Source organism: Actinophytocola xanthii, from assembly GCF_001921205.1.
Lineage (GTDB): Bacteria > Actinomycetota > Actinomycetes > Mycobacteriales > Pseudonocardiaceae > Actinophytocola > Actinophytocola xanthii.
On the sequence record NZ_MSIE01000021.1, the window covers coordinates 91,125 to 112,891 of the forward strand.

The following is a 21,767-nucleotide window of genomic DNA, read 5'->3' on the forward strand; positions in this document are numbered from 1 at the left end:
CCCGGTGATGAACTTGCACGACGAGCTGTGGGCGCGACGTCCAGGAGCCGACGCGGGGTTGACCGACCTCATCGCCTACCACCGGCGGTGCGCGAAGGCCTACGACGACATGGCTACCGCCGACCCCGGACATCGTCACGAGGCGATGGCGTGGGCGCGGATCGAACGGCGGCAAGCCCAGACGATCGAGAACGATCTGATCGACCTGCTGGAGACCTACACCAGCCGATAACAATAGGTCCTGTTTAGACAGATGAACGCACGCTGGGTCGTGTGGCGATGCCGCACGTCTTCGTTGTGCTGCAACAAGTGCGTAGGCGCAGAAGCGGATTCCTGGCTACCAACCTTTCTCCGCTCCTGCGCTGTCCACCCAACTCGGAGTAGACAATGGACAGGCTAGAGCCCTCCGACCCTGCTGCGCCAGAGGCAAATCACTCCCCTTCTTCTCAACCCGGCTCCTGCACCGGGCGCTCGCGGTGTGCACGGTGCCGGCGGTTCGCTCGACTCCTGGCGGGGGAAACCCGCTGCGCCCGGTGTGCCGGCCTGCTGCCGCTGGTCTTCGCCCCCGCCGGGGGTGACCGGTGATGAGCCCCGGGACCGTCATGGCCCTGCTCGTGGCCGGTGGTGGTGTCGCGCTGGCGGTGTGGGTGCTGAACAAGATCGGCCGCGCGCTGACTGCGGTGGCGGAGGCGTTGGCCACGCTCGCCGTGGTGTTCGTGACCGTCTGGTTGACGGTCAAGCTCGCGTTCCTGCTGGTGCGGTGGGTAGTGGTGCACTGGCGCACCACCCTCGCCGCGATCTCGGTGGGCTTGTGGGCGTGGTGGTGGGGCTGGCTCCCCGTCGCCCTGACCGCTGCTGCCCTCACGGCTGTGGGCCTGGTGTGGCGGTGGCGGCACCGGTCGTCGTTTGAGGCGTGGGTGGGTCGGTGGGTGCGGTCGTGGTGGCTGCGGTGGACGGTCTACGCCCCGCGGCTGCCGAAGTGGCTGCACAACTGCGGCCTGACCATCCGCAACCACGAGCGCACCGTCGTGCTCACGGCGAACCTGCTGGGCCGGAGCAAGGTCCGGCGGCAGGCCAAGCCGGCTGCTGATCTGACGCCGCGGGTGTTGGGGGTGCGGTCGGGGTCGTCGTGGGATGAGGTGCGGGTCCGGTTGGTGCCGGGGCAGAAGCCGGAGGACTTCGACGACGCCGCCCGCGCTCTGGCCACGGCTCGGGGTGTGGCGCGGTGTCAGGTGCGGGAGCTGCGCCCGAAGGTGATCTCGATCGACTTCCAGCGCCGCAACCTGCTCGCCGACACCGTCCCCTGCCCCGACCTGGCCGACCTCGCGGCGGTGCGGGGGGAGGATGTGGAGCTGCGGCGGGTGTGGAGCGGCCGCACCGACTACGGCACCGACTGGCACCAATCGTTGCAGGGCTCCCACACCCTGCACGCCGGAGTCACCGGCGCCGGCAAAGGCGCGCAGATGTGGTGCCCGCTGGTCTCGATCGCCCCCGCGATCCGGGACGGGCTGGTTCGGTTGTCGGGGATCGACCCGAAAGGGATGGAGCTGGCCTACGGCCGTCGCATCTTCCACCGCTACGCCGTCACCGGCCGCGACACCCTCGCCCTGCTCGACGACCTCATCGACGGCGCCGACAAGCGCAAGGCCGAGTTCGCCGGCCGGCTCCGATCGGTGCCGATCTCGCGGGATCATCCGTTGGAGATCGTGGAGTTCGACGAGATCGGCGCCCTGATCCGCTACATCGGAGACCGCAAGCTCCGGGAAGCGATCACCGAGCGGGTAGCCCTGCTCACCACCCAAGGCCGCGCGCTGGGCTACACGGTCCGCGGCTACGTCCAAGAGCCCACCAAGGACACCGTGCCGGTGCGGGAGCTGTTCCCCCGCCGCATCTGCCTGCGCGTGGCCACGAAGTCCCACGTCGCGATGGTCCTCGGGGACCAGGCCTACGAACGCGGGGCGTGGGCCAACCGGATTGGCGAACAGGAGCCCGGCGTGGGCTACCTGTTCGGCCACGGCATCCGCGAACCCCTGCGCATCCGGGGCGGCTGGGTCCCCGACCAGACGATCAAAGACCTCGAAACCTTCGTCACCGGCGACTACCCGCCGAGCCGACCCGGCACCGTCCACTCGTTCCCCGCCCCTGGCGCGCGCCGTGACGCCGCACCCGGTGGCGTCGCGTAACCCCGTCTCCTTTTCCTCTTCCCGAAAGGGCTTCCTAGCCATGACCAGCATCAACCCCGTGCCCTCAACCCTCGATGTGCTGATGGGTGGCTACCGCGCCCATGTCCACGGCCGTAGCCTGCCGCGTCCGGTCGCGGTGGGCTTCTACCCCAACGAGAGCGAAGTGACCATCCAGCCCGAGGGCGGCATGGACCTCGCCCGCGTGCTGGCCAACCTGCTGCTCTGGGCTCACACCCTCGCCGAGGTTACCGCCGAATGGAGCCACACCACCGACCACCGTCTCCACGTCTCCGTGCTCGGCCGGGCCACGACCGGCGCCCGGTTCCGCGTCTACGGCGGCGGCTTGTTCGCCTACACGCTGGGGCTCGTGGACCTCGACGCGGGTGAGCGGGACGGGGTGTCCCTCGACGAGCTCTACGCGCTGGTCTGCCTCCTCCGAGAGGTCCACAGCACCCGGGAGGCCGCATGAACACCGGAACCCGCGCGGAGCGGATGCGCCAACCCCTCGCCTCCGACATCATCACCGCCACCGCCGAACAACACGGCGTGTGTGTCCGGCCGTTCACCATGGAAGTCGGCGACCTCGACACCGGGGAGCTGCGCTACGTCCCCGTCCCCTGCGGCTCCACCATCGAATCCCAGTGCGGACCCTGCGCGCGGAAAGCACGGGCGCTGCGGATGGTCCAGTGCCGGGAGGGCTGGCACCTCACCGACGAACCCGACTTCACCCCCGACCAACCCACGGCGGAGCAGACGGCGTTAATGGAGCTACGCGCCGACCTCGTCCAGGCCTACCGGCACGCCGCGGAGCAGGGGGCGAGTGAGGCCGACGAGCTGCTCGAGGAGATCCGGTCGGTCGACGAGGAACTTCGGCAACTAGGCATGCGCGGCCGGTTGCCTTCACCGGAGGGGCCGGACAAGCGGCCAGTGAAGCGGTCCACGAAGCGGCGCCAGGACGCCCCCGAGCTGCCTCGGCGGCGAGTGGAGAACCGAACGGTGGGGCGGGAGTTCGCGGGGCGGTTCCGGCCGTCGATGTTCGTGACCCTGACCTGTGACAGCTACGGGCCGGTGCGGGAGGACGGCACCCCGGTCAACCCCGGCACCTACGACTACCGGCGGGCGGCTCGCGACGCGGTGCACTTCGCTGCCCTGGTGGACCGGTGGTGGCAGAACCTCCGCCGCGTCGTCGGCTGGGACGTGCAGTACTTCGCCACCGTCGAACCACAGAAACGCTGCGCACCCCACCTCCACGCCGCGATCCGCGGTTCAGTGCCGCACGAGGTGCTGCGGCTGGTCACCGCAGCGACCTATCACCAGGTGTGGTGGCCAGCCCACGATGAACTGGTCTACACCGGCGACCAGCTGCCGGTCTGGGAGCACGGCGCCTTCGTCGACCCCGACACCCGCCAACCGCTCACCGGGTGGGCTGAAGCGCTGGACCAGGTCGACGAACCCGCCCACGTCGTCACCTTCGGCCGACAGGTCCACTCCAAAGGCATCCTCGGCGGCTCCGACGAGGCCGGCCGCCACATCGGCTACCTCACCAAGTACCTCACCAAATCCACCGGCGAAGTCATCACCGCCGACACCGACCGACAACGAGCCCACCACGACCGGCTCCACGACGAGCTACAGGTCACGCCCTGCTCACCTCGCTGCGCGGTCTGGCTGCTCTACGGCATTCAACCGTTAGGAGCGAACGGGCGCACGCACCCGGGACGGTGCAAGGGGCGTGCCCATCGCCGGACCACGCTCGGGCTTCCGGGCCGGCGGGTGCTCGTCTCGCGCAAGTGGTCCGGCAAGACTCTCGCCGACCACCGCGCAGACCGCAAGGCGTTCGTCCTGGCCGCGCTCGCAGAGGTCGGGATCACCAAGGACGAGCCGGACCGGTCACGGCTGGTGTGGCAGAAGGTCCAACCCGGCGACCCCCACCAACCACCACGAGACCACCTACTCATGCACGCCATCGCCGAACGCATCAAGTGGAAAGCCGAGTACGACAAGGCGCTCCTCGCGGCCGGCGAACCACCCGGAGGGCCACCCGCCCATCTTTCGGCAACCCAACCATCAGCGGCCTAAGCGAGGGGGAGAGTGGTGGATACGACGCGCATTGCGCCGCTGTGGACGGTCCAGGATGTCTCGGAGTTCCTCGGTGTCCCGGTGAACACGTTGTACCAATGGCGCCATCGGGGGTACGGGCCGACGGCTCGGCGTGTGGGACGGTACATCCGTTACAAGCAGGCCGACGTCATCGCGTGGGTCGAGTCGCTTCATAGCGAGAGTGCGTGATGGGGCGACCTCCTTTACCGCTCGGAACATGGGGCCGGATTCGTCGTTATCAGATGGGTCCCCGGTTGTGGCGGGCGTCGGCGAACTATCGCGATTATGACGGCACTACTCGTCGGATTGAGCGGCATCGCGAGACGGGCGCGAAAGCCGAGCGGGCGCTAGTCGAGTATCTGAAGACCCGCGCTCGGGTTTCGAGCAGCAGGGAAATCACAGCCGATACGCGCATCTCCGAGGTATGTCGAATCTGGTTCGACGAGTTGAAGCAGCAGAAGAAGGCGACGTCCACTGTGAACACCTACGAAGACGTGCTTCGACTGCATGTTCTGCCCAGTGTCGGCTCTCTGCGGGTTCGGGAAGTCACAGTGGGGGTCGCTGATCGGTTCCTTGCGACCGTACGGGATAAGACCGGACCGTCTGCGGCCAAGCACGCGAAAACCGTGCTCAGTCAGGTGATGGCGTTGGCCGCGCGGCACGACGCGATCGATCACAATCCTGTCCGGAATGTCTCGCCGATCACGGTCGAGAAGAAGGCCGCTCGGGCGTTGACATTGGACGAGGTACGGCGGTTGCGGGCTGGGCTGCTGGCCGACGAGCGTGCTGTGGCTCGGGACATCCCCGCGATCGTGGACTTCATGCTCGGCACCGGCCTGCGGATCGGCGAGGCGCTGGCGGTGACATGGGAGGCCGTGGATCTCGGCGCCGCCACAGTGGAGGTGCGCGGGACACTCACCTACGAGCGGGGCAAGGGCTGGGTGATCCAGCCTCGACCGAAGACCGAAGCCGGTTGGCGGACGCTCCACCTGCCGCCGTGGCTGGTGACGTTGTTACGCGCTCGGGAGCGGGACGGGAACCCATGGAACGTCGTGTTCCCCTCGCCGTTGGGCAAGCTGAGGGACCGGTCCAACACCAACGTTGACCTGCGGGAGGCACTTGACCCGCTGAGGTTTGACTGGGTGACGAGCCACAACTTCAGGAAGACCGCGGCGACTCTGCTCAACGACGGTGGGTTGACCGTGCGGGAGATCGCCGACCAGCTCGGACACAAGCGCGTGAGCGTCACCCAAGACACTTACTTCGGTCGGGCGCAGCCGAGTCCTGAGGTGGCGAAACTGCTGGGCGTGATCGACCACGAGAGCTGAGTGTCGGTGGACCGTGCCAACATCGATACGGTTCGTGGTGATCCCGTGACGAAAGGTGACTGCGGTGAGCGATAACAGCATGATCGGTCCAGGCCTCCACGAGAACGCCGCTCAAGATGCCGTGGGTGAGGATGCAGCTCAAGCGACAGTCTTCGCCTTGCTGGCCATCGCTTCCGCGATCAACCGACTGGCGGACACGGTGGAGGGCTACACGGCGAGCCAGGTCTAAGATGAACTGGCCCATTTTGTGTGGGTAAAGTGTGGGGCCGATCTTGAGCGATCGGCCCCACGATTGCCTCAACCAGGGGCAATGAGCGCGCCCGAAGGGATTCGAACCCCTAACCTTCTGATCCGTAGTCAGATGCTCTATCCGTTGAGCTACGGGCGCATGTTCAGTTGTCATCCGGCCGGAGCCGGATGGCGGAGGCTCCGGGATTTGAACCCGGGAGGGGTTGCCCCCAACCGCATTAGCAGTGCGGCGCCATAGACCAGACTAGGCGAAGCCTCCCGGGGCCCCAGGCCGCTCGGCGACGAGCCTACTACAGGACCTTGGGCGACTCCCAACGGGTCAGGTCCAGGAACGCGCGCAGCGAGTCCGGGTTGGCCAGGGCGTCGCGGCTGACCGCCCGCTCGGGGGGCGTGCCCGCCAGGATCTTCTTGACCGGGACCTCGCACTTCTTGCCGTTCAAGGTCCTCGGCACCTCCTCTACCTGCACGAACCGGTCGGGGACGTGGCGTGGCGAAAGGCTGGCGCGCAGCTCGGCCCGTAGCCGGGGCTCCAGCTCGGACAGCGCGACCTCGGGGGACAGGACCAGGAAACACAGCAGCTCACCCTCGGTGCCGGCGGCTGAGGTGTCGATCACAAGCGAGTCCTGGACCTCGTCGAACGACTCCACCACCCGGTAGAACTCGCTGGTGCCCATGCGGACCCCGCCCCGGTTCAGGGTCGAGTCGCTGCGGCCGTAGATCACCGCCGAGCCCCTCGGCGTGATGCGGATCCAGTCGCCGTGGCGCCAGGTGTTGGGGTACGGCTCGAAGTAGGCCTCGTGCAGGCGCGCGCCGGACGGGTCGTTCCACAGGTAGATCGGCATCGAGGGCATGGGGCGGGTGATCACCAGCTCGCCCACCTCATCGGTCACGGGGGCACCGGTGTCGTCGTAGGCGGCTACCGCGGCACCGAGCATTCGGCAGCTCAGCTCACCCCGCCACACCGGCACGTCGGGGGACGCCCCGACGAACGCCGCGCAGAGGTCGGTTCCGCCGGAGATCGAGCAGATCTGCACCTCACGGCCCACCTCCTCGGCGATCCAGTCGAAGCCTTCCGGGCTCAGCGGAGCGCCGGTGGAGCCGAGCGACCTGAGCGCGCTGAGGTCGTGCTCGTGCGCGGGCCTGAGGTGCTGTTTCAGGCACGTCTGAATGTAGGGCGCCGACGTGCCGAAGTAGGTCACGCGGTTCGCCGCTGCCAGGCGCCAGAGGACCCCCAGGTCGGGGTGGGCGGGGCTGCCGTCGTACAGCACGACGGTGGTGCCGACCAGCAGGCCCGAGATGAGGAAGTTCCACATCATCCAGCCGGTCGTCGTGAACCAGAAGAACCTGTCGCCGGGGGCGAAGTCGCAGTGCAGGGCCAGCGCCTTCAGGTGCTCCAGCACGATGCCGCCGTGGCCGTGGACGATGCCCTTGGGCAACCCCGTCGTCCCGGAGGAGTAGAGGACCCACAGCGGGTGGTCGAACGGGACCGGGTCGAACGTCAGCTCGGCGTTCTCGTGCTCGGCGAGCAGGGTGTTCCAGGGGATGGCCGCGTCGAGCGTCGCCTCGGCGGACAGGTAGTCGATCAGCACGGTAGCGCGCAGCGTGGGGATCTCCTCGCGGAGCTGGGCGACCGTGGGGCGGACGTCGAACGACCGGCCGTTGTAGACGTAACCGTCCACCGCGAAGAGGACCACCGGCTCGATCTGGGTGAACCGGTCCGCGATCGCCCGGGCGCCGAAGTCCGGGGAGCAGGACGACCAGGTCGCGCCCAGGCTCGCCGCGGCCAGGAAGGCGACCAGGGTGCTCGGAGTGTTGGGGGCCAGGGCCACCACCCGGTCACCACGGCGTACGCCCAGGTCGACCAGCGCGGCACGGACCGCGGCGACCTGGCGGCGCAGCTCGCCGAAGGTCAGCTCCTCGTGCCGGCCGTCCTCGCGGTCGAAGATCACGGCGAGGTCGGCGTCGGCCTTGCCGGGACCCGGGCGCAGGGCGTGCTCGGCGTAGTTGAGGGTCGCGCCCGGGAACCAGCTGGCGCCGGGCATGGTGTCCTCGGCCAGCACGCGCGAGGGCGGCTGGTGAAACCGAACCTCCAGGAACTCGGCCAGCGCACCCCAGAACGCCTCGAGGTCGCCGGTCGACCACTCCCAGAGCGCCTGGTAGTCGGCCACCTCCACGCCGCGCTCCGCGCGCAGCCACGTGCGGAACGCCGCCATTCGGCTCGCCGCCACCCGGTCGGGGTCGGGGCGCCACAGCAGCTCTGGTGTCGACGCGTTCTGGGTCATGCCCAGTTCCTATCCCATATCCCCTGAGCTGGCCATGGTGGTTGGCCACACACCGTTCAGGGGTGGACGAGCGAGGTGAGGCGCTGCTCGATCCGGCCGGTGTCCGCGGGCACCACGCTCAACCACGCGACGCCGTCCCGGGTGGTCTCGGTGGCGGCGAGGTAGCGGCCGGCGGCCGTGTCGAACCAGTTCACGACGGGGGTTCTGGTGCGGCGGCCGAGCGCGTCCACCCGGTTGGCGGCCACCTGGCCGCCGCCGTGGCGGGCGGACTCGACCAGGGTGACCACAGTTCGCAGTTCGCGACCGGCCACGCCGGCGGCGGTGAGGGCCCGCTCGAGCGCCACGTAGCCGCCGGTCTGGTACTCCTCGATGGCCTGGTCGAAGGCGGCGGCGGGCAGCCTGGCGGGGCCGCCGGGGCCGGGCTTCTCGTCGGGGACCAGGGCCAGTACGGCCGGCACCAGCTTCCCCTCGCGGACCGAGGCCACGCGGATCTCCGCATCGGTCTGGGCGGCGAGGACGCCAACGGCACCGTCGGCGGCGGCCAGCACGCGCACGTACTCCCCCACCGACAGCTGGGCGTCCACCGTGAGCCCGGCGCGCACCAGCAGCGTCAGCTGCTCCTCGAGCCGGACCGAGAGGCGCTCGCCGTCATGCAGGCCCTTGGCGCGCAACGACTCCCGCACCTGCGAACGCAGCGCCACCCGCTCGGCCATCGTCTGGCCGTGGGAGGCCACGTCGAGCGGGTACGGCTGCTCGCCGACGCCGAGGTGCTCCCAGATGAAGTCGAACTCCAGGTGGGACAGGCTGGTCACAGCCGCCAAGCATGCCCTACCGGCGACGCTCAGCGCAGGTGGGCGTCCAGCCAGTTCAGCATCCGCTGCCAGCCCTCGAGCGCCCCGTCGGGGTGGATGTCGAACCGGTGGTCCGCCGCGGGGAACATCACCACGTCGGTCGCCGTCTCCGACCTGGACGCGGCCTCGCGCAGCTGGGCGACCTCGTCGGCGAACTTGTCCCCGTACAGGCCGAGCCACGGACAACGCAGCTGGTCCGCCACGTCGATGAGCGCCGGCAGGCCGGCCGACAGCGGTCGGAGAATGCCCCCGGCCGCCACCGAGACCGCGGCCCCGATGCGTCTGCTCGCCGCCACCACCATCGCGACGGTCCCGCCGAGCTCGAAGCCGACCACGCCGATCCGGTCCGCGCTGATGCCGTGCTGGGCCAGCCAGCCAAAGGCGATGTCGGTGTCCGCCAGCACGGACTCGCCGGACAGGCCGCTCACCCGCCCGGCCGCGAGCTCCTCGGCGACCTCGGTCGAGCCGTCCTCGCCGTGATAGATGTGCGGTGCGACCACCATCCAGCCCTCCGCGGCCAGCCCGTCGGCCAGCACGCGAACCATCTCGGTGATCCCCCGCGACTCGTGCAGCACGACCAGGCCGCCGCGAACCACCCCCGGCGGTTCGGCGATCGTCATGCGCAGCGCGCGCCCGTCAGCCAGACGGACGGGTTCGGTGCGGGTTTCTGGCATTTCGCCACCCAACCACGGCGAGGTGAACGCGAGTCAACCAAACCCATCCGATCGGAGTAATCAGGAAATCAACAGTTGCACCATCGCGACGAGCCCCACGGCCACGATCAACCCGCGCAGCCAGCCCGGCCGCAGCCGCCGCCCCAGCCGCGCACCGAGCTGACCGCCCACGACCGAGCCAAGCGCGAGCAGCGCGACGACCGGCCACGCCACCTCGGCGACGAACACGAAGACCACACCGGACACCAGGTTCGCCGTCGCGGTCAGCACGTTCTTCGCCGCGTTGAGCCGGTGCAGGTCCTCGTCGAGCATGATCCCCATCAGGGCGAGGTTCAGCACACCCTGCGACGCCCCGAAGTAGCCGCCGTAGACCCCGACGCCCAGCACGCCCAGCCCCAGGACGACCCCGCCGTGCTCGTGGCGGACGCTCCGCTCGGTCAGCCGCCGCGACAGCCACGGCTGGAGCAGCACCAGGACCAGCGCCAGGGCGATCAACGCCGGTACGACGGCCTCGAAGGCGTCCGCCGGCAGCTCGAGCAGCAGCAGTGCCCCGCCGACCGCCCCGACACCGGTCACCGCGGCCAGACGCACCACCCGGCGCCCCTGGCCGGCAAGCTCGCGGCGGTAGCCGTAGGCACCGCTGACCGAGCCGGGTACCAGGCCCAGGCCGTTGGAGATGTTCGCCACCACCGGCGGGTACCCGATCGCCAGCAGCACCGGGAAGGTCACCAGGGTCCCCGACCCGACGACCGCGTTCATCCCGCCGGCGACCATCCCGGCCAGGGCGACGAGAAACCCCTCGAGCGGAGTCACCGCGGCGGGAACACGCAGAACTCGTTGCCCTCGGGGTCGGCGAGCACGTCCCAGTCGATCTCCCCGTCCCGCGCGCGCAGCACCGTCGCCCCGAGCTCGACCAGTTCCTCCGTCTGTCCCCACACGTCCAGGTGCATCCGGTTCTTCGTGGTCTTGCCCTCGGGGACCGGCACGACCCAGATCAACGGACCGCCGCCGGTCGGGTCGACGATCGGGACCGGCCAGTCGTGCGGCCGCAGCCAGCCGCCCTCCGGCGGCTCGTGCTCGTCGCGGCGGACGTAGCCCATCGCCGTGCACCACCAGTCGGCGAGCTTGTGGTGGTCCTCCGCATCGATGACCAGGTCCTTGAATCGAGCTGACATGCCGGCATCGTCGCACGTAACACGGGGTGTACCGGGGTCAGCGCGATCCAGTTCACGCGTTGCGGGTGCGAACGAACCCGGCGAGGCCGTCCAGCGCCGCACGCGCCGGGATCGCCGGCAGCGCCATCAGCTCCTCGCGCGCCGCCTGGACGTGGCGGTCCACGTCGGCGCGGGCGGCGAGCATGCCCGGCGACGCGCGGAGCAGGCCGAGCGCCTCGGCGTGCAGGTCCGGGTCGGTGACCGGGCCGCGGGCGAGGATCGTGCGCAGCCGGTCCGCCGCCGGGCCGTCGGCGGCCAGCGCGTGCAGCACCGGCACCGTGACGACCCCCTCCCGCAGGTCCGTGCCCGGCGTCTTGCCCGACTCGGTGGCCGGCGAGCAGATGTCGATCACGTCGTCGGAGATCTGGAAGGCGAGGCCGAGGTGCTCGCCGAAGCGGGCGAGGGCGGCGCAGGTGAGCTCGTCGGCACCGGCCACCTGGGCCCCGAGCTCGACGGCCATCGAGATCAGCGAGGAGGACTTGTCGGCCATCACGCCCAGCGCGTGCTCCATCGGGTCCTTCCCGGACTGCGGACCGGCGGCCTCGAGGAGCTGGCCGCGGACGAGCCGGGCGAGCGTGGTGGTCTGCAGGCGCAGGGCGCGCAGGCCGAGGTCCGCGCCCAGCTCGGCCGCCCTGGCCAGCAGGAGGTCGCCGAGCAGGACGGCCATCCCGTTGCCCCACAGCGCGTTGGCGGTGGGCACCCCGTGCCGCCGCTGGGCGCCGTCCATGACGTCGTCGTGGTGCAGGGTGGCGACGTGGACCAGCTCGGTGATCACCGCCGCGTCGATCACCCGCGGGTTCTCCGGATCGCCGAACTGCGCGCCGAGCAGGGCCAGCCGCGGGCGGACGCGCTTGCCGCCGGCGGCGATCAGGTAGGAGGTGCCGGAGGCGACGGCCTGGTGCTCGGCGTCCGCGAGCACCTTGCGCAGCCGCTCTTCCACTTCGGACAGCCGATCCCGGATCTCGGTGTCGAGAGTGATGCCCATGGCCTGAGCGTGCCCCAGATCCTCGGTCCGGCGGCTCACTCCGGAGTCTGGTTCGACTCGTTCTCGAGAGGGAGCCAGGACTGTCAACAGGTGGGCTGTGGACAACCACCGAAACTGTGGACAACCCTGCGCGGGGTGGGCTTGGTCAGCCAGGTGAACGGCCCGTCGGCCGGGCGCTCCGCCGACCGGTAGCCGGCGCCGCGGAACAGGGCCAGGGACGCCTCGTTGTCCTCGTGCACGTTGGCCAGGACGGCGTCCGGTTCGGCCCGGGCGTGCAGCGCGCCCTCGCCCATCGTCAACACCCGGCCCGCCAGCCCGCGACCGCGGTGGTCCGGCGCCACCGTGATGCTGACCTCCCAGATCGCGTCCTGATCCCGGTCGAAGCGCACGGTGCCGACCGGGATCCCCGACTGCTCGACGACCAGCAGCAGCCGGTCCGGGTTGGCCAGCGACACCCGCAGCCAGGATTCGTGGACCGAGCGGGCGACCGGCTGGCGGCCTCTCGACCAGGCCAGGGTCAGGGGGTCGTTGCGCCAGCTCAGCAGCGTCTCGGTATCGCCTTCGGTTGCTTCGCGGACGGTCAGCTCGGCGGCGTCGAGGACCCGCGCGGCACCCGCACCGTCCACGGCCGCCGAGGCCGCCTCGGCCAGCTCGCGGCGCCGCGCCGGCTCCAGCAGGAGGTGGCGAAGGACCTCGGGCGCCGCCGGCAGGTCGGCCGGGGTGCCGAGCCCGGCCGCCAGCCCCTGGTCGAGGGCGGCGGTGTAGCCGGCTGCCTGGTTGTCGACCAGCTGGACCAGGGCGGCCGGGACGCCGATGCAGCACAGCTCGGTCAGCGTCACGCCGGCCGCGCTCACCACCAGGTCGGCCTCGGCGAACAGGGCGGGCAGGTCCGGTGTCGGCGGGTGCACGGCGAAGCGCTGGCCGGGCGCGGGCTCGGGCAGCGGGACCGGACCCGCGGCGACGGCCCGAGCGGAGAGCGGGACGCCGGTGTCGCGCAGGGCGGTCAGCGCGGCGGCGACGGTCGGCGCCGCGGCGCCACCACCCATCACCACGACCACCTTGGGCGGGTCGCCGGCGGCGAAGCCGGACCGCCGGGCAGCACGCACGTCGGCGCGGACCGGCGCGAACCGCGGGCCGGCCAGGAGCACCGGCGAGCCGTCGGGGCGGCGGGCGGACAGGGCCAGGCTCGGGTCGACGACGACATCGGCTTCGCGACGGCCCCAGTGGCCGTCCTCCAGCGACACCAGCCGCGCCCGCTCGCGCACCTCGGGCAGCTCACCGAGGCCGTAGTGGTCGACCAGCACCACGTCCGCGTCGACCTCGGCGAACGCGGCCGGCGCCAGCAGCGGGACGCCGAGCTCGGTGAAGCGGTCGGCGAGCCAGGTCGCGCCGCCCAGGTCGCCGGCGAACAGCGTCCGCCAGCCGCAGCCGACGGCGGCCTCGGCGAAGGCCAGGCAGCGGGACAGGTGGCCGACGCCGATCGTGGCGCCGCCGTCGGCGCGCAGCAGGAGCGTGGTCATGCCGTGGGCAACGGGTTCTGCTCGACGCCGGAGTTGAGCGCGACCAGGTCGGGACGACCGCGCAGCAGCGCCACCACCTCCCGCCACCTCGGCAGCCCTTCGCCCAGCTCGCCGACCAGGGCCTCGAGTAGGGTGGCGTCCTCGGGCGTGTCGAGGGTGACCCGCAGATCGGAGTCGTCCTCCCCGCTCACCACGCCGGCACACCGGTAGAGGTCGGGCTGGGCGTAGATGCCCGAGGTGACGTGCTCGCGGTGCCCGCCGGTGGCGTTGCGGTACTGCTCGGCGAGCACATCCCGGCGCACCAGCTCGGCGTCGAAGCCGCGCGGGAACCGGCGGACCAGCACGTTGCTGACGTAGTGGAGATCGGGGTCGGCCAGCCAGAGGCCGATCACCTGCGAGATCAGCGCGGGGTCGTGCAGCGGGCAGTCCGCGGTCAGGCGCAGGACGGCGTCGCAGGGGTGCTGCTGGGCGGCCAGTTCGAACCGCCCGAGGACGTCGTCGAGCGGTCCACGCACCACCGTCGCGCCGGCCCGGGTCGCCTCGTTGGCGACCATGTCGTCGTCCGGCGCCTCGGAGGTGGCCACGATCACCGTCCCGATGGCCGGCACGTGCTCGGCCGCCCTGATCACCCAGGCCAGCACGCTGCGGGTACCCAGCGAGCGCAGGACCTTGCCCGGCAGCCGTGTCGAGGACAACCGTGCCTGGATGACCGCGTTGACGCGCACGGGTGCCATGATGGCGCACCGGTACGGCCGGTGAACCGACGGAGGTAACGATGGCGCTGCTGGACGGAGCCGGCATCCTGCTGACCGGCGGGACGGGGTCGTTCGGCAAGGCGTTCATCGCGTACGCCCTGGAGCACCTCAACCCGCGGCGGCTCGTCGTGCTCTCCCGCGACGAGCTCAAGCAGTACGAGGCCCGCCAGGTGTTCGGCGACGACCCCCGCCTGCGCTGGTTCATCGGGGACGTGCGGGACCGGCGGCGCCTCGAGCGCGCCATGCACGACGTCGAGTACGTGGTGCACGCGGCGGCACTCAAGCAGGTCGACACCGCCGAGTACAACCCCTTCGAGTTCGTGCAGACCAACGTCACCGGCTCGCAGAACGTGATCGAGGCCGCGATCGACTGCGGGGTCCAGAAGGTCGTCGCGCTCTCCACCGACAAGGCGTCCAGCCCGATCAACCTCTACGGCGCCACCAAGCTGTGCGCCGACCGGCTGTTCATCAGCGGCAACCACTACGCCGCCGGCCACCCGACCCGGTTCTCCGTGGTCCGGTACGGCAACGTGATGGGCTCGCGGGGCAGCGTGATCCCGTTCTTCCGCTCGCTGGCCGAGCGCGGCGAGGCGCTGCCGATCACCGACCTGCGGATGACCCGGTTCTGGATCACGCTCCCGCAGGCGGTGCGGTTCGTCGTCGACTCCTTCGACCAGATGCACGGCGGCGAGCTGTTCGTGCCGCGCATCCCCAGCATGCGCATCGTCGACCTGGCCAGGGTGATCGCGCCGGACTCGCCGCTCAAGGAGGTCGGGATCCGCCCCGGCGAGAAACTGCACGAGGAGATGATCGCCCCGGACGACTCCCGCCGGACGCTGCTGCTCGACGACCGGTACGTGGTGATGCCGCACATCGCCGGCTGGGGCTACGAGCCGCCCGAGCACGGCCGGCCGGTGCCGGAGGGGTTCGCCTACCGCTCGGACACCAACGATCTCTGGCTCACCGACGAGGACCTGCACGGCCTGGTCCAGCAGTATGGCTGAGTTCCTGCCCTACGGGCGGCAGTCGGTCGTGGCGGCCGACGTCGAGGCCGTGGCCGAGGTGCTGCGGGGTGACTGGCTGACCACCGGCCCGGCGGTGACCCGCTTCGAGGCCGACCTCGCCGGGTGGACCGGGGGCGTGCCGGCGGTCGCGGTGACCTCGGGAACCGCCGCCCTGCACGTCGCCTACGCCGCCGCCGGCGTCGGGCCGGGGGACGAGGTGGTGTGCTCGCCGATGACCTTCGTCGCGACGGCCGCGACCGCGGCCATGCACGGCGCCACCGTGGTGTTCGCCGACGTGTCGCCGGAGACCGCCAACGTGCTGCCGGACGCGGTCAAGGCGGCGGTGACCGCGCGGACGAAGGTCGTCGCCGCGGTGGACTTCGCCGGGCACCCGGCCGACCTCGGCACGCTGGGCGAGCTCGCGCACGAGGCCGGCGCGCTGCTGCTGGAGGACGCGGCGCACTCGATCGGCGGTTCCTGGCAGGGCCGGCCGGTGGGGTCGTGGGCTGACCTGACCACGTTCTCCTTCTTCCCCACCAAGAACCTGACCACGGCCGAGGGCGGCGCGGTGTGCGCCGCCGACCCCGAGCTGCTGGGGCGGGCCCAGGAGTTCCGCAACCACGGGCTGGTGCGGGACCGGTCGCGGCAGCGCTTCCCGGACGAGGGCGGGTGGCACCAGGAGGTGCACGCGTTCGGGCTGAACTACCGGCTGCCGGACGTGCTGTGCGCGCTGGGTTCGAGCCAGCTCTCCCGGCTGTCGTCGTTCGTCGCGCGGCGGGCGGAGCTGCACGCCAGGTACCGGGCCGGCCTGTCCGACCTGGAGGGGGTGGCGCTGCCGGTGACGCTGCCCGGCGCCGAGCCGGCGTGGCACCTGTTCGCGCTGCGGGTGCTCGGCGGCCGGCGCCGCGAGCTGTACGAGTTCCTGCGCGAGCGCGGGATCGGCGTGCAGGTCAACTACATCCCGGTGTACTGGCACCCGGTGTTCGCCGACCTCGGCTACCGCCGGGGGATGTGCCCGGGCGCCGAGCGGTTCTACGCCGAGGAGCTGTCGCTGCCGCTCTGGCCGGACCTGTCCGACGCGGACGTGGACCGGGTGATCGGCGAGGTGCGCGCGTTCTTCGGCCACGCGTAGTGGACCTGTCGCCGTGGGCGGGGGTCGAGGTCGTTGACCGGCTCGGCGGCAACCGCAACGTGGTGCTCGAGGTGCGACGGGGCCGTGAGCGGCTGGTCGCGCGGCAGCCCCGGCGCTCCACGGCGGCCCTGGAGTGGGAGCTGGACCTGCTGGCGTTCCTGGCCGACCACGGGTTCCGGGTCCCGGAGCTGGTACCGGCCGACGACGGGCGGCGGCAGGTCGAGGGCGTGGTGGTGCAGCGGTGGCTGCCCGGCCGGGAGCCGACCGAGCGGGAGTGGCCCGCTGTCGCCGCCGAGCTGGCTCGCCTCCACTCGCTCACGGCGGGCTGGCCGCAGCGGCCTGGGTTCCGTTCGACCCGCGAGCTGCTGACCGAGGACCGGGGCGGCGATGTCGACCTCGATCCGATGCCGCCAGCTGTCGTGGCACTGTGCCGTAATGCCTGGCAACAACTCGCCGGGCACCACACGGTGGTGCACGGCGACCCGTGCGGCCCCAACGTCCGGGTCACCGAAGAGGGCGTCGGGCTGCTGGACTGGGACGAGGCTCGGGTCGACCACCCCGACCTCGATCTCGCCGACCTTCCCGGCCCTCCCCTGCCCGCTCCCCGCGGCCGGATCGCGCGGGCGGCGGTGGATGCCTGGGAGGTGGCGGCCGCGTGGACGCTGGAGCCGGAGTACGCCCGCCGCCGGCTGACTGTTCTGGAAGAGGTGTCGAAGCGGGACGGGCCCGTTCGACGCTGAGGTATGACCAAGACAAGCTCGACCCGCAACCTCTGTGGATACGGCTCCGACGAACTGCCCTGGAGCCGTCCGCGCGACCTTCTCGCCACCGAGACCCCCGCCGCCAACCTGCCGTTCTTCCTGGCGACGGTGCGGCCGGACGGGCGACCGCACGTGACCGGCATCGGCGCCATCTGGCTGGACGACACGCTGTACTTCGTCAGCGGCCCCGGCACACGCAAGTCCCGGAACCTGGCGGTGAACCCGGCATGCGCGGTGTCGGTGCGCCTGCCCGGGATCGACCTCACGCTGGAGGGCGAGGCCGTCCGCGTGCTCGACCCGTCCACCCTGGAGCGGGTGGCATCGGTCTACCGTTCCGGTGGCTGGCCGGCACGAGTGGAGGGCAACGCGTTCACCGCCCCGTACAGCGCGCCCAGTGCGGGGCCTCCGCCCTGGTTCCTGTACCGGATGACGCTGCACTCGGCGGTCGGCGTGGCCGGCGCCGAGCCGCACGGTGCGACCCGGTGGGAATTCGCGCACTGACGTCGTCGAAGGAGGACGCATGGCACAGGGACGCGTACTGGTTGTCGGTCTCGATCCCGACCGGCTCGAGGGCTGGGACCCCGAGCCGGTCAGGGAGGCGATCGCCCGAGGACGGGCCCGGCTCGACGAGCACGGCATCGACGCCGACCTGTGCCTGGTGCCGGTGGACGACACGACCGAGGGGTTGGTCGTCGAGGCGCTGACCCGCAAGGAGTACGCCTGCGTCGTGGTCGGCGGCGGGATCCGGAAGCACGACCCGTACCTCGAGCTGTTCGAGACGATCCTGAACCTGGTGCGCCGGCACGCTCCCGATGCGGCAATCGCCTTCAACCGGACGCCGGAGGAGATGGCGGAGGCCGCGCTGCGCTGGTTGCGGTAGGGCTTGGCCTCCGGCCCCCGGTCACCAGAGTACGGCGGGGGTCCGACAGCATCCCGTCGCCGCGTACGTCGGCATCGGGGGCGTGGGCTAGACGATGTCCCAGGTGAGCGGGGTGCCCTTGGCGGCGTTGGTCCGGAAGCGGCGGCCGAGAACCGTGTCCAGCTCGGCCGGGGGCAGGCCGCCCGCCGGGCGGATCGAGCGGACGTTCTCCCTGGTCACCTCGTCGCCGGCGGCGACGTCGGCGACGACGTACAGGGAGCGCCGCAGGCGCAGGACCTCGCGCTCGCTCTCCCGTGGGCCGATCCGCGGGCTGCCCAGCGCGCGCCAGGCCCGCTCGGTCTCGGTGACCAGGGCGGCCAGCTCGGCCGGCTCCAGGGAGAAGTCGCTGTCCACGCCGCCGTCGGCGCGGGAGAGGGTGACGTGCTTCTCGATCGCGCAGGCACCCAACGCCACGGCGGCCACCGGCACGCCGATGCCCATCGTGTGGTCGGACAGGCCGGGCACCACGTCGAAGGTGTCCGCGATCAGCGGGATGCCCCGCAGGTTGCTGTCGGCGGGGTCGGCCGGGTAGGACGCGGTGCAGCCCAGCACGATCAGCTGGTCGTTGCCCGCCGCCCGCGCGGTGGTGACCGCGGCGTGGACCTCGGCGACGTCGGCCATGCCGGTGGAGATGACCAGCGGCTTGCCGGTCCTGGCGCACAGCTCGATCAGCGGCAGGTCGACGATCTCGGCGGAGGCGATCTTGTATGCGGGCGCGTCCAGCGACTCCAGCAGCTCGACGGCGGTGGGGTCGAAGGGGCTCGAGAACACCGTCAGCCCCTGCGCCAGCGCCCGCTCGAAGATCGGCCGGTGCCACTCCCAGGGCGTGTGCGCCTTCTCGTAGAGCCGGTACAGGTTCTCCCCACCCCACAGGTCGTGGGAGTCGGAGATGCGGAAGGCGGGCAGGTCGACGTCGATCGTGATCGTGTCCGGGCGGTAGGTCTGCAGCTTGAGCGCCTGCGCACCGGTGGCCGCGACCGCGTCGACGATCGCCAGCGCCCGGTCGAGGTCGCCGTTGTGGTTGCCCGACATCTCGGCGATGACGAACGGGGGGTGCCCCTGCCCCACCGTGTGCTTGCCGATCCGAACCTCACGCATGCGCCCCAACGTACCGGCGCCCCCGAAGCAACTTCGCGCCCGCCGCTGGCGTGAGCGGGGACTCGTGGGGTATCGTACAGATGTTCGAGAGTGTTGTATCTGACCCCTTAGGAGGCGCGCCAGACCGCATCGCCGTGTGTGTCGGCCAGCATGTCGCCGTAGATCAGCAGGCAGGCCAGACAGCGCTCACCCACGTCTGTACACGTGATCTTGTCGTTCGGCACGCTGTGCTCGCACAGCGCCTCACCGAACTCGCGTCCCGCTCCGGCGCAGCCGAACGCATGCACTCGGTTGTCGTAGCCCGACAGCCACCACTGCACGTCCACCATGTCCCGGCCCCTTACACCCGCCTGTGTAACCCCAGGGTCCCGCACGGACGGGCATGTGGGCACGTTGACCCCTGGATTAATCGGGTCAACAATTCACAGTTGAACCGTAAACTGTGAACACTGGTAACACAGCGTTGTATACAGGATGCTTCAGTTACTCGGAGTACGGTCCTCCAGCTTGCGGAGGCGGTCCTCGTACTGGGCGACCGCGGTCAGGCGGACTCGGATCTGGCTGTGCTCCCGGCGGATCTCCTCGATGAGGGTCCGCGACTCCTCGATCTGCGCCTGGTCGGCGGCGGGCACCGGGGCGATCTTCTCCCGCAACGACTCGAGCTGGGACTCCTGCCCGGCGATCTGCGGGATGATCCGCTCCAGCTCGTTGGCCGACCACTTCTGCAGCCGGTCCATCTCGGCGCACTGGCGCTCCAGCTCACCGAGCCGGTGGGCCAGGTCGTCCCGCGACTCGCGCAGTTCGTGCAGCTGGCGCCGCTGCTCGTCGACGGTCCCGTAGAGCTCGTAGAGCCGGTTGCCCTCGACGGGGTGCACGATCCGCCAGTCGATCATGCGTCCGACGCGGTCGGCGATCCTCCGGCGCAGCCCGAGGGCCACCCGCAGGGGGGCGGCGAAGCGGTGGTCAGCCATGGTCACGTTCTCAGTCCTCAAAACAGGCTCAGCGCAGCAGCGTCGTTCGGCTGGTCTGCGTCCAGGAGTGGAGCAGCCGCCCCTCGGCGGCGATCTGGTGCTCCGGGCCGACGATGCAGGAGTCGCCGGCGGCGTGCATCCAGGAGGTCTGGTGCGGGTCGTCGATGAACGAGAACCCGGTCAGGATCAGCTCGGCCTCGGGGTAGTTGGTCCGTGCGATCCAGGCCGCCATCGTGCCGGTCGTCGCCCAGGTCCCCTCCTGCCTGGTGGGCAGGCCGATCGCGTCGGACAGCGGCAGCGTCACGTCGCGGTTGGAGACCGGGACGAACCCGAGGTCCTCGGGCCACCAGCCGGGGATGATGTCCGGCTCCCAGTGCAGCCGACCCGGCTCGACCAGGAGGTAGAGCCGTCTGCGGTAGTCCTGGAACACCCATCTCGTCGCGCGCAGCGCCCGGTTGAAGACCACGACGTGGGTGCGGCTACCCACGGTCGGCGGGGTGCCGGGGTCGTCGACCATGAAGCCGTTCACCCGCAGCACCAGGTCCGCCGAGTCGATGGCCTTGGCGCGCTCGCTGTTCGGCTCCAGGGGCTGGTTGCCCACGACCGCCACCGTGCGCGGTTCCGGATGCTCCGCGTAGACGTCGAGCAGGGAACGCAGCATTCCGGGCTGCGGAGCGACGTCGACCATGGGGGCAGAAGTTACCAGTCCGTCGGGCGGACAAACGGGTGGACTTTTGAGCACCTGGGGCACCTCGGACGCCCTCCGGCCCCTGCTCGGCGCCGCCGGGGCGCCGGTAGGCTCGACAGCCGTGCCAACAACCAGCACGGCCGAACACGAGCAGGCCACCCCACCACCCCCTCCGTCGTCCCGGAGCTGGGCACGCGCGTGGGAGGACATCGTCGAGGGCGTCCGCCAGCGTGAGCTGTGGGGCCACCTCGGTTGGCAGGACATCAAGCAGCGCTACCGGCGCTCGGTGATCGGTCCGCTGTGGATCACGCTGTCGATGGCCATCACCGCCGTCGGCCTCGGCCTGCTGTACTCGGCGCTGTTCGACGCCAAGATCCCCACGTTCCTGCCGTACATCACGGTCGGGTTCATCGTGTGGAACTTCATCCTCGGCTGTCTCACCGAGGGCACCGAGACGTTCATCCGCAACGAGGGCCTGATCAAGCACCTGCCGGCGCCGTTGACCGTCTACGCGCTGCGCACGGTGTGGCGGCTGACCCTGATGTTCGCGCACAACCTGCTGGTCTACGTGGTCGTCGCGGCCATCTACTGGTCCAGCCTGACCGAGGCCGGCTACACGATCACCAACGACGGCAACGCCGCCAACCAACCCGGCATCTCCTGGTCGATCCTGCTGGCGATCCCGGCGTTCTTCCTGCTCGCGGTGAACGGCGGCTGGGTGGCCCTGCTGTTCGGCATCATCTCCACCCGTTACCGGGACATCCCGCCAGTCATCATCAGCCTCAGCCAGCTGCTGTTCTTCATGACGCCTATCGTCTGGACCACCGACATCCTGACCGCGAACTTCGGCGAGGCGGGCTGGCGGATGCTGGTGGCCGAGCTGAACCCGCTCTACCACTACGTCCAGATCCTGCGGGCGCCGCTGATCGGCAACGAGCAGAGCTGGCACCACTGGGCGGTTGTCGCAGCGTTTACCGTGGTGGGGTGGGGCCTGGCCCTCGTGGCCATGCGCAACTACCGTGCCCGGGTCTCCTACTGGGTCTGAGTGAGGCG

25 protein-coding genes and 2 tRNA genes are annotated in these 21,767 nt (G+C 70.7%); 13 read left to right on the forward strand and 14 right to left on the reverse strand.

Annotated features, from left to right (window positions below; all coding sequences use genetic code 11):
* Positions 1-7 precede the first annotated feature (7 nt).
* The 7 genes from BU204_RS13485 (at position 8) to BU204_RS40080 (ending at position 5,840) form a co-directional block, all read left to right on the forward strand.
* Positions 8-232 carry an AMED_5909 family protein gene (locus BU204_RS13485; protein WP_075125986.1) on the forward strand — a complete coding sequence of 75 codons (225 nt, stop codon included), beginning with the start codon at positions 8-10 and terminating at the stop codon, positions 230-232.
* A 352-nt stretch (positions 233-584) separates the two neighbouring features.
* Complete coding sequence (locus tag BU204_RS13490) at positions 585-2,183, forward strand: cell division protein FtsK (protein WP_233160189.1); 1,599 nt, start codon at positions 585-587, stop codon at positions 2,181-2,183.
* A 58-nt stretch (positions 2,184-2,241) separates the two neighbouring features.
* Complete coding sequence (locus BU204_RS13495; protein ID WP_143229495.1) at positions 2,242-2,652, forward strand: hypothetical protein; 411 nt, start codon at positions 2,242-2,244, stop codon at positions 2,650-2,652.
* Positions 2,649-4,262: a replication initiator gene (locus BU204_RS13500; protein ID WP_075125988.1), complete on the forward strand. Its 1,614-nt coding sequence runs from the start codon at positions 2,649-2,651 to the stop codon at positions 4,260-4,262. The genes BU204_RS13495 and BU204_RS13500 overlap by 4 nt, the downstream gene beginning before the upstream one ends.
* A gap of 15 nt (positions 4,263-4,277) precedes the next feature.
* Positions 4,278-4,472 carry a helix-turn-helix domain-containing protein gene (locus BU204_RS13505; protein ID WP_332888575.1) on the forward strand — a complete coding sequence of 65 codons (195 nt, stop codon included), beginning with the start codon at positions 4,278-4,280 and terminating at the stop codon, positions 4,470-4,472.
* Between the two features lie 53 nt (positions 4,473-4,525).
* Positions 4,526-5,611, forward strand: coding sequence for a tyrosine-type recombinase/integrase (locus BU204_RS13510; protein WP_158073460.1), 1,086 nt, complete (start codon positions 4,526-4,528; stop codon positions 5,609-5,611).
* Between the two features lie 64 nt (positions 5,612-5,675).
* Positions 5,676-5,840 carry a hypothetical protein gene (locus tag BU204_RS40080; RefSeq protein ID WP_158073461.1) on the forward strand — a complete coding sequence of 55 codons (165 nt, stop codon included), beginning with the start codon at positions 5,676-5,678 and terminating at the stop codon, positions 5,838-5,840.
* Between the two features lie 86 nt (positions 5,841-5,926).
* Here BU204_RS40080 and BU204_RS13515 read toward each other — a convergent pair.
* The 10 genes from BU204_RS13515 to BU204_RS13560 form a co-directional block, all read right to left on the reverse strand.
* Positions 5,927-5,999, reverse strand: a tRNA-Arg gene (locus BU204_RS13515).
* 30 nt (positions 6,000-6,029) lie between these two features.
* Positions 6,030-6,119, reverse strand: a tRNA-Ser gene (locus BU204_RS13520).
* 31 nt (positions 6,120-6,150) lie between these two features.
* Positions 6,151-8,142 (reverse strand): acetoacetate--CoA ligase, encoded by a 1,992-nt coding sequence (locus BU204_RS13525; protein ID WP_075125989.1) that lies wholly within the window; start codon positions 8,140-8,142, stop codon positions 6,151-6,153.
* Positions 8,143-8,198: 56 nt separating this feature from the next.
* A complete protein-coding gene (locus BU204_RS13530; protein WP_158073462.1) occupies positions 8,199-8,954 on the reverse strand; it encodes an ESX secretion-associated protein EspG in 756 nt (251 codons plus the stop codon).
* 29 nt (positions 8,955-8,983) lie between these two features.
* Entirely contained in the window at positions 8,984-9,667 is a 684-nt protein-coding gene (locus BU204_RS13535) for a dienelactone hydrolase family protein (protein ID WP_075125990.1), read from the reverse strand.
* Positions 9,668-9,727: 60 nt separating this feature from the next.
* On the reverse strand, positions 9,728-10,480 hold the full coding sequence (locus tag BU204_RS13540) for a sulfite exporter TauE/SafE family protein (RefSeq protein ID WP_075125991.1): 753 nt from the start codon (positions 10,478-10,480) through the stop codon (positions 9,728-9,730).
* A complete protein-coding gene (locus tag BU204_RS13545) occupies positions 10,477-10,842 on the reverse strand; it encodes a VOC family protein (RefSeq protein ID WP_075125992.1) in 366 nt (121 codons plus the stop codon). Before BU204_RS13545 ends, BU204_RS13540 begins: the two co-directional genes overlap by 4 nt.
* A gap of 52 nt (positions 10,843-10,894) precedes the next feature.
* Positions 10,895-11,866, reverse strand: coding sequence for a polyprenyl synthetase family protein (locus tag BU204_RS13550; protein WP_083661289.1), 972 nt, complete (start codon positions 11,864-11,866; stop codon positions 10,895-10,897).
* 83 nt (positions 11,867-11,949) lie between these two features.
* On the reverse strand, positions 11,950-13,386 hold the full coding sequence (locus BU204_RS42155) for a bifunctional UDP-2,4-diacetamido-2,4,6-trideoxy-beta-L-altropyranose hydrolase/GNAT family N-acetyltransferase (RefSeq protein ID WP_075125993.1): 1,437 nt from the start codon (positions 13,384-13,386) through the stop codon (positions 11,950-11,952).
* On the reverse strand, positions 13,383-14,120 hold the full coding sequence (locus tag BU204_RS13560; protein WP_075125994.1) for a cytidylyltransferase domain-containing protein: 738 nt from the start codon (positions 14,118-14,120) through the stop codon (positions 13,383-13,385). Before BU204_RS13560 ends, BU204_RS42155 begins: the two co-directional genes overlap by 4 nt.
* Before the next feature lie 41 nt (positions 14,121-14,161).
* On the opposite strand from BU204_RS13560, the gene pseB reads away from it, so the two are divergent.
* Genes pseB through BU204_RS13585 form a run of 5 tightly spaced genes read left to right on the forward strand, consistent with a single transcriptional unit; the run spans position 14,162 to position 17,918 of the window.
* Complete coding sequence (gene pseB, locus BU204_RS13565) at positions 14,162-15,145, forward strand: UDP-N-acetylglucosamine 4,6-dehydratase (inverting) (protein WP_075125995.1); 984 nt, start codon at positions 14,162-14,164, stop codon at positions 15,143-15,145.
* Positions 15,138-16,277: a DegT/DnrJ/EryC1/StrS family aminotransferase gene (locus BU204_RS13570; protein ID WP_075125996.1), complete on the forward strand. Its 1,140-nt coding sequence runs from the start codon at positions 15,138-15,140 to the stop codon at positions 16,275-16,277. Before pseB ends, BU204_RS13570 begins: the two co-directional genes overlap by 8 nt.
* Complete coding sequence (locus tag BU204_RS13575; protein ID WP_075125997.1) at positions 16,277-17,017, forward strand: phosphotransferase; 741 nt, start codon at positions 16,277-16,279, stop codon at positions 17,015-17,017. The genes BU204_RS13570 and BU204_RS13575 overlap by 1 nt, the downstream gene beginning before the upstream one ends.
* 3 nt (positions 17,018-17,020) lie before the next feature.
* Positions 17,021-17,539, forward strand: coding sequence for a pyridoxamine 5'-phosphate oxidase family protein (locus tag BU204_RS13580; protein WP_075125998.1), 519 nt, complete (start codon positions 17,021-17,023; stop codon positions 17,537-17,539).
* Between the two features lie 19 nt (positions 17,540-17,558).
* A complete protein-coding gene (locus tag BU204_RS13585; protein ID WP_075125999.1) occupies positions 17,559-17,918 on the forward strand; it encodes a hypothetical protein in 360 nt (119 codons plus the stop codon).
* A gap of 87 nt (positions 17,919-18,005) precedes the next feature.
* Here the strand turns inward: BU204_RS13585 and pseI are convergent, their stop codons facing one another.
* From pseI to BU204_RS13605, 4 genes are all read right to left on the reverse strand, one after another.
* Positions 18,006-19,055 carry a pseudaminic acid synthase gene (pseI, locus tag BU204_RS13590; protein WP_075126000.1) on the reverse strand — a complete coding sequence of 350 codons (1,050 nt, stop codon included), beginning with the start codon at positions 19,053-19,055 and terminating at the stop codon, positions 18,006-18,008.
* A gap of 107 nt (positions 19,056-19,162) precedes the next feature.
* Positions 19,163-19,384, reverse strand: coding sequence for a hypothetical protein (locus BU204_RS13595; protein ID WP_075126001.1), 222 nt, complete (start codon positions 19,382-19,384; stop codon positions 19,163-19,165).
* A 150-nt stretch (positions 19,385-19,534) separates the two neighbouring features.
* The gene (locus BU204_RS13600; RefSeq protein WP_083661291.1) at positions 19,535-20,032 is read right to left on the reverse strand and encodes a hypothetical protein; all 498 of its coding nucleotides are present in this window, start codon (positions 20,030-20,032) and stop codon (positions 19,535-19,537) included.
* A gap of 22 nt (positions 20,033-20,054) precedes the next feature.
* A complete protein-coding gene (locus BU204_RS13605; protein WP_075126030.1) occupies positions 20,055-20,684 on the reverse strand; it encodes a glycosyltransferase family 29 protein in 630 nt (209 codons plus the stop codon).
* A gap of 151 nt (positions 20,685-20,835) precedes the next feature.
* Here BU204_RS13605 and wzm point away from each other — a divergent pair, with 151 nt between their 5' ends.
* Positions 20,836-21,759, forward strand: coding sequence for a galactan export ABC transporter permease subunit Wzm/RfbD (gene wzm, locus BU204_RS13610; RefSeq protein WP_075126031.1), 924 nt, complete (start codon positions 20,836-20,838; stop codon positions 21,757-21,759).
* The last annotated feature ends 8 nt before the right edge of the window (positions 21,760-21,767 follow it).